Genomic DNA, 6,059 nt, shown 5'->3' with positions numbered 1-6,059 from the left:
GATAGTCCGTTTCTGCTAGAATGCTCTCGCGGTCCAGAGTGCTCTCCCGGGGACCAAAGCGTTTGTCGGCCTCCTGCAAAGCCAGAACATCGCAATCAAGCTCTCTGATAACCTTCAACGTTCGATCCGGGCGGCGGCGCGCGTCAACACCGATTGCCTTTTGTATATTGTAGGATCCGATCTTGAGCATGGTCATCAAATTTTCTTGGTTTATCTGGTTTTTGCAAGCGCATACGCGAAACGCGCAGAAAATTGATCAGTTACCTGGCGAAGCCTTGTCAGGTGAAGGTGAAAGAGAGTGACTTGCATTGCATAACGCAGCGACAATAATTCCTTAAGGGGAAGAGAAAGCAATCCAATGCTAATCGCGCATTCAAATACAAGTCGGGTAAAGCACAGCAACAGACTGCCTGCAAGGACGGCGTTACGAGTGCTGGTAATCCTATTGGCAGCTCTGGCTACCCAACCGGTCAGGGCCTGTTCGTTGGCGCTGGTGATTGCGGTTGACGTGTCTGCAAGCATCAGCGAAGTCGAATACGATCTTCAACAAAAAGGCATCTCTGCCGCTCTGCAAGACGAAGACGTAATGGATGCGATTGCGACGGTCGGTGGCATCTGGCTTCATGGATTTGAATGGAGTGGGCGGTATCAGCAAAACACTTTGCTGAATTGGCGCTTTCTTTCTGACCCTGAGAGCATTCATTCGGCAGCCAGTGAGATTGCCCGCAATACACGCGACAGCCGGGAGTTTCTGACAGCCCTTGGACATGCACTCTCCCACGCCTCGGAAGTCCTTGATACTGCGCCGGCCGTCTGCGAACGACAGGTGATCGATGTTTCCGCAGATGGCATTAACAACGAAGGTTACGATCCTCATTTCGCATATTATTCGAGCAACTTCACCGATATCACGGTAAATGCGCTCGTAATCCGCAAGGAGGAGCGGACATACACTTACTTTGAAAACAAGGTGATCAGAGGGCCGGGCGCTTTCGTCCAGGCGATGAACAGCTACGAAGACTACACCGAGGCGATGATCCGCAAGCTCGTGCGGGAAATACTCGGTCTGAGATATGCAGACCTACGATAGTCAGTGATTGATGTATTGCCCTGAGCCTCGCGAAAGCAGATCGGCACCGCAGTGAACTTCCATATTCAAAAAAATAGTCTTTGCGGAATGGTAAATTCCGCAAAGGCCAAAAAAGAGTATTTGAGCAGAAAGCCGCTGATGAATCTCAGGCAGCTTCCAGTTCCTGAGCGGATTGAACCAGCAATCCTGCAACATAATCCATGAACGAAACCCAGGCTTCGACCACGAACGTGTCCGAACCTGTGCGCCAGACCATGACAGGTGATTTATGGAAAATCGTGCGTGTGACCGTTCCAACCGGAAAAGCATCGAGTGAAAAGTCGATGAAGATGCCGGTGTTAAGCAGCCAGACCGCCTTTTCGCCACTGACGATAACTGCTTCTGAGCGCTCCGAGATATCGACCAGAGCGTGAGGTTCGTCGCCAAGTTTGGCTTCGATACCTTCAAATACCTCCTTAAGGTCCTCCTCTGGTGCAAGAAGAGTCCATTCATCCGGCCCCATCCAGAGAGCTGCACGCTTTACCGCTGTCTCGCAGGCAAGCGGTGTTGTCGGGAGTGCGGCGCCAAACACCGAGCCGGCAGCTTTCAAGGACGCTTCACGCGCACGAAAGGAAAGGCGCGCGATCGGAGCCGCTTTCAGGATCGAGACCGAACCTTGGTTCAACAGGGGGCTTTCACCCGCGTCCGGCGTAATCAGGTCACTTGCCAGAAGATCAGACATTGATCCGGGCTCCTTCCTTGTCATAGAACACCGTGCCGGTCACCTCGACAGGTATGCTGCCATCAGGCATCGGGACGTAAAGCGTCTTGCCTTCAAGCGCGTGACCATTCTTCACCACCGCCAGGGCAATGTTCCGATCCAGGGCAGGGCTGTAATAGGATGATGTCACATGACCTTCTGCAGGAGTGCCGGTTGCCGGGTTTCCTGCGGCAGTGATCTGAGCACCTTCCTCAAGCTTCACTTTCGGGTCTTTGGTCAACAAACCAACAAACTGTTTGCGGTTGTCTGCTATCATGTCCGGGCGTTCCAGACCGCGCTTGCCGACAAAGTCCAGTTTCTTCTTTCCTATCGCCCAGGTCATTCCTGCATCCTGAGGTGTGACGGTGCCATCCGTATCCTGGCCGACAATGATGTAGCCTTTTTCAGCGCGTAGAACGTGCATGGACTCCGTGCCGTACGTTGTTCCATCGTACTTTTCGATTTCCTTGGCCAAGGTTTCCCACATCATCTTGCCGTGGCGGCGGGGAACGTTGATTTCGAAACCGAGTTCGCCGGTAAAGGAAATCCGGAACAAACGACACGGAACTCCACAGAACGTGCCTTCCTTGACGCTCATATGCGGGAAAGCATCCGCGGAAAGGTCAATTCCCTCTATGAACGGTGCAATGACCTCACGGGCTTTCGGGCCCTGAACAGCGGCAACAGCGTATTGCTCCGTCGTTGAGGTGATCCATACATCGAGATCCGGCCATTCGGTCTGCAGATAGTCTTCCATTGTCGAAAAGACGCTGGGTGCTCCACCTGTAGTCGTCGTCACGTGGAAGCGATCGTCGGCCAGTCGCCCGATAACACCGTCGTCGGTGATGTAGCCGGCGTCGTTCAGCAGAAGACCGTAGCGGCAACGACCCGGCGCGAGTTTTTTCCAGGGGTTGGTGTACATCCGCTCCAGGAATTCGGCAGCGTCCGGTCCGACCACTTCGATCTTGCCGAGGGTTGAGGCGTCGAACAGTCCGACGCTGTCCCGAACGGTCTTGCATTCGCGAGCAACGGCTGCATGCATGTCTTCACCGTTCTTCGGGAAGTACCACGTCCGTTTCCACTGACCTACATCTTCAAAGACACCACCGTTTTTGACCACCCACTCATGGGATGGTGTCTTGCGAACGGGGTCGAAGAAATCACCGCGGGCCACGCCGGCGAAAAGACCGAAAGTGGTTGGCGTGTATGGCTGACGGAAAGTCGTGAGACCTACCTCAGTCATTGGACGTTGCAACGCGCCGGACGCGATCTGCAGGGCATTCATGTTCGACAAGCGGCCTTGATCGGTGGCCATGCCTGTCGTGGTGTAGCGCTTGATGTGCTCGATTGATTGCATGCCTTCGCGAACGGCGAGTTTTACGTCCTTGGCTGTGACATCGTTCTGATAGTCGACGAATGCCTTGACCGTGGAAGCGTTCCGGTCATGTGGAATGGCCCCGAGGGTGCCACCGCTTCCTGCATCTCCGCCGGTTGACGCGGCATAAGTGACTTTTGCCGATTTCCCGGTTGCTGCTTTTGCGGCTTCTTCCCCTGCGGCGTAGCCATCTTCAAGGCTTGCCTGCAGACCATAGAGGCCTTTGGCAGCACCGGCCGACCGTTCGTTCTGAACGGATTTGCCTGGAACGTATGCACCTTTTTCCGCATCCCAGACGACCTTGCCGCGTGACTGGGAATAAAGGCTGACCGTCGGCGTCCAGCCACCGGACATCAACAAGGCATCGCATTCGATCTGACCTGCAGAAGCGACCTGGCCGGACGTCATCAATCGGCCAAGAAGAGCGGCCTTGACGCGTTTGCGCCCAAGAGTTCCGGTGACGACGCAGCCAGATTCCACCCGGATACCTCGTGCATTTGCAATGGAAACGAGGTTTTCCGGTGGCGCCTCGCGCATGTCTGCGATCGCCGCGACTTCCACACCATGGTCGGCCAGGTCGAAGGCTGCCTGCCAGGCAGTGTCACAGGCCGTCGCTACAAGCACCTTATGGCCGACTTTGACGCCGTATCGGTTGAGATATGTCCGACCGGCTTCAGCAAGCAGAATGCCGGGGCGGTCGTTTTCCGGAAATACCATGGGACGTTCGATCGAACCAGCCGCAATCACCACTTCCTTCGCACGAACCTGCCACAAACGTTCGCGTGGCAGCTTGGGATCCGGCTTGGATACGTGCTCGGTGACACGTTCTGCCAGTGCGATGAAATTATGCGCAAAATAGCCATATGCCGTGGTCCGGGTCAGCAATGTGACATTATCCATGGCACTGAGTTTGGCGATGGTTTCGGTCACCCAATCCGCAGGTTCCTTGCCGTCGATGCTGGCGCTCGTTTCACTCAGCAACGTGCCGCCAAATTCAGCCTGCTCGTCACAAAGGATTACCTTTGCACCCGTTTCGGCAGCCGCAAGTGCAGCCGCAAGCCCGGTCGGACCTGAGCCGACTATCAGGACATCGCAGTGGGCGTAGATGTTGCCGTAGGAATCCTGATCCGGGTTTTTGGGTGGTTTGCCAAGGCCCGCTGCAGCACGAATGATCGGCTCATAGACCCTGTCCCAGAACGACTTCGGCCACATGAAGGTCTTGTAGTAAAAGCCGGCGGGGAAAAATCGCGACAACGAGTCGTTGACCGCGCCGATATCGAAACCAAGAGACGGAAACCGGTTCTGCGAGATGGCTTCCAGCCCCTGGTAGAGCTCAACCTGTGTTGCTCGCAAATTCGGTGTCTGGTCACCATGCCGATAGACACCTACCAGTGCATTCGGTTCCTCCGAACCGGCAGAAATGATTCCACGCGGTCGGTGATACTTGAAGGAACGTCCAACCAGGTGAACGCCATTGGCTAGCAATGCCGATGCAAGCGTATCGCCCTTGTGACCATGCATTTCCTCCCCGTCGAATGTGAAGGACAGTTGCTCGGCGCGGTCGATCCGGCCACCTTTTTCAGTACGGAATGGCTGGCTCATTTGCCGGCCTCCTTGGCAATCGCTTCAAGGTCCGGCATTGGTTCTCCGGCCTTGTAGAATTTCAGGAATTTGTCACTCACCGTGTCACGAACAGCATTGAAGAAACGTCCGCAACCATTGTTGTGTCGCCAGCGTTCAGCCGCAATACCCTTGGTGTTCGTGCGCATATAGAGGAATTCAACCCAGTCTTCGTCACTTGCCTTGCTCGGGTCAGCTGGACGCGCGATGTGGGCTTCACCGCCACAGTGAAATTCGGTTTCTGCCCGCTCAACCTGGCAATAGGGGCAATAAATCAGCAGCATGTCAGTGATCTCCCCTTAGTGCGCCACAGCGGCAGCAGCCGCTTCATCGATGAGACGCCCGGTACGGAAACGGTCGATTGAGAAGGGGGCATTGATCGGGTGCGGTTCATCCTTTGCGATCGTGTGTGCAAAGACGTGACCTGAACCCGGTGTTGCCTTGAAACCACCGGTACCCCAGCCGCAATTGACATAGAGGCCTTGTACCGGTGTCTTGGATAGGATCGGCGAACGGTCTGGAGTCGTGTCAACGATACCACCCCAGTTCCGCAGCATCCGCATGCGTCGAAAATGCGGGAACAATTCGCAGATCGCGTCAATTGTGTGGTTGGTGATATGAATACCACCCGCCTGGGAATAGGACACGAACTGGTCGGTTCCGGCGCCAATCACCAGTTCACCCTTGTCGGATTGCGAGATGTAGGCGTGGATTGTGTTGGACATGACCACACACGGGAACGCCGGTTTGACCGGTTCCGAGACGAGCGCCTGGAGCGGGAAGGATTCCAGAGGCAAACGCACACCTGCCATATCCATGACAACGGAGGTGTGACCGGCAGCAACAACGCCAACCTTCTTGGCCTTGATAAAGCCCTTCGCGGTTTCGACACCTTCAACGGCGCCATCCTGTCCCCGGCGAATGCCCGTTACGGCGCAATTTTGAATGATGTCGACGCCAAGTCCATCTGCGCCGCGGGCATAGCCCCAGGCGACGGCATCGTGACGTGCAGTTCCGCCGACGCGTTGAAGCGCCGCACCCATGACCGGGTAACGTATGTTTTTTGAGATATTGAGCGGCGGACAGTATTCCTTCGCCTGTTCCGGTGTCAGCCATTCGTTTTGCACACCCGCCAGCCGGTTGGCGTGGATGTGCCGCTGGGCGACCTGTACGTCATGAACCGTGTGCGCCAGCATCATCACACCGCGAGCGGAATACATGACGTTGTAGTTGAG

5 protein-coding genes and 1 pseudogene are annotated in these 6,059 nt (G+C 55.6%); 1 reads left to right on the top strand and 5 read right to left on the bottom strand.

Annotated elements, in window-relative coordinates; translation table 11 throughout:
* A pseudogene (locus K5905_RS25340) lies at positions 1–196 on the bottom strand (endonuclease); the annotation flags it as partial.
* A 234-nt stretch (positions 197–430) separates the two neighbouring features.
* Here K5905_RS25340 and K5905_RS25335 point away from each other — a divergent pair.
* Positions 431–1,090, top strand: coding sequence for a DUF1194 domain-containing protein (locus tag K5905_RS25335; RefSeq protein ID WP_297589318.1), 660 nt, complete (start codon positions 431–433; stop codon positions 1,088–1,090).
* Between the two features lie 145 nt (positions 1,091–1,235).
* On the opposite strand, the gene K5905_RS25330 is transcribed toward K5905_RS25335, so the two are convergent.
* The 4 genes from K5905_RS25330 to K5905_RS25315 form a co-directional block, all read right to left on the bottom strand.
* Positions 1,236–1,811, bottom strand: coding sequence for a sarcosine oxidase subunit gamma (locus K5905_RS25330; RefSeq protein ID WP_297589316.1), 576 nt, complete (start codon positions 1,809–1,811; stop codon positions 1,236–1,238).
* On the bottom strand, positions 1,804–4,806 hold the full coding sequence (locus K5905_RS25325) for a sarcosine oxidase subunit alpha family protein (protein WP_297589314.1): 3,003 nt from the start codon (positions 4,804–4,806) through the stop codon (positions 1,804–1,806). Before K5905_RS25325 ends, K5905_RS25330 begins: the two co-directional genes overlap by 8 nt.
* Positions 4,803–5,108: a sarcosine oxidase subunit delta gene (locus tag K5905_RS25320; protein ID WP_297589312.1), complete on the bottom strand. Its 306-nt coding sequence runs from the start codon at positions 5,106–5,108 to the stop codon at positions 4,803–4,805. Before K5905_RS25320 ends, K5905_RS25325 begins: the two co-directional genes overlap by 4 nt.
* A gap of 15 nt (positions 5,109–5,123) precedes the next feature.
* On the bottom strand, positions 5,124–6,059 hold a 936-nt coding region (locus tag K5905_RS25315; RefSeq protein WP_297589309.1), incomplete at its 5' end, for an FAD-dependent oxidoreductase.

It is taken from the genome of Roseibium sp. (genome assembly GCF_025698965.1).
In the GTDB taxonomy this organism is placed as follows: domain Bacteria; phylum Pseudomonadota; class Alphaproteobacteria; order Rhizobiales; family Stappiaceae; genus Roseibium.
Note: the sequence above shows the minus strand (reverse complement) of the source record. Positions and strands in the feature narration are given on the sequence as shown.

Excerpts from the sequence above, each read along its gene's own strand:
- K5905_RS25330 (WP_297589316.1), bottom strand. The coding sequence starts at position 1,811 with ATGTCTGATCTTCTGGCAAGTGACCTGATTACGCCGGACGCGGGTGAA.
- K5905_RS25325 (WP_297589314.1), bottom strand. The coding sequence starts at position 4,806 with ATGAGCCAGCCATTCCGTACTGAAAAAGGTGGCCGGATCGACCGCGCC.
- K5905_RS25320 (WP_297589312.1), bottom strand. The coding sequence starts at position 5,108 with ATGCTGCTGATTTATTGCCCCTATTGCCAGGTTGAGCGGGCAGAAACC.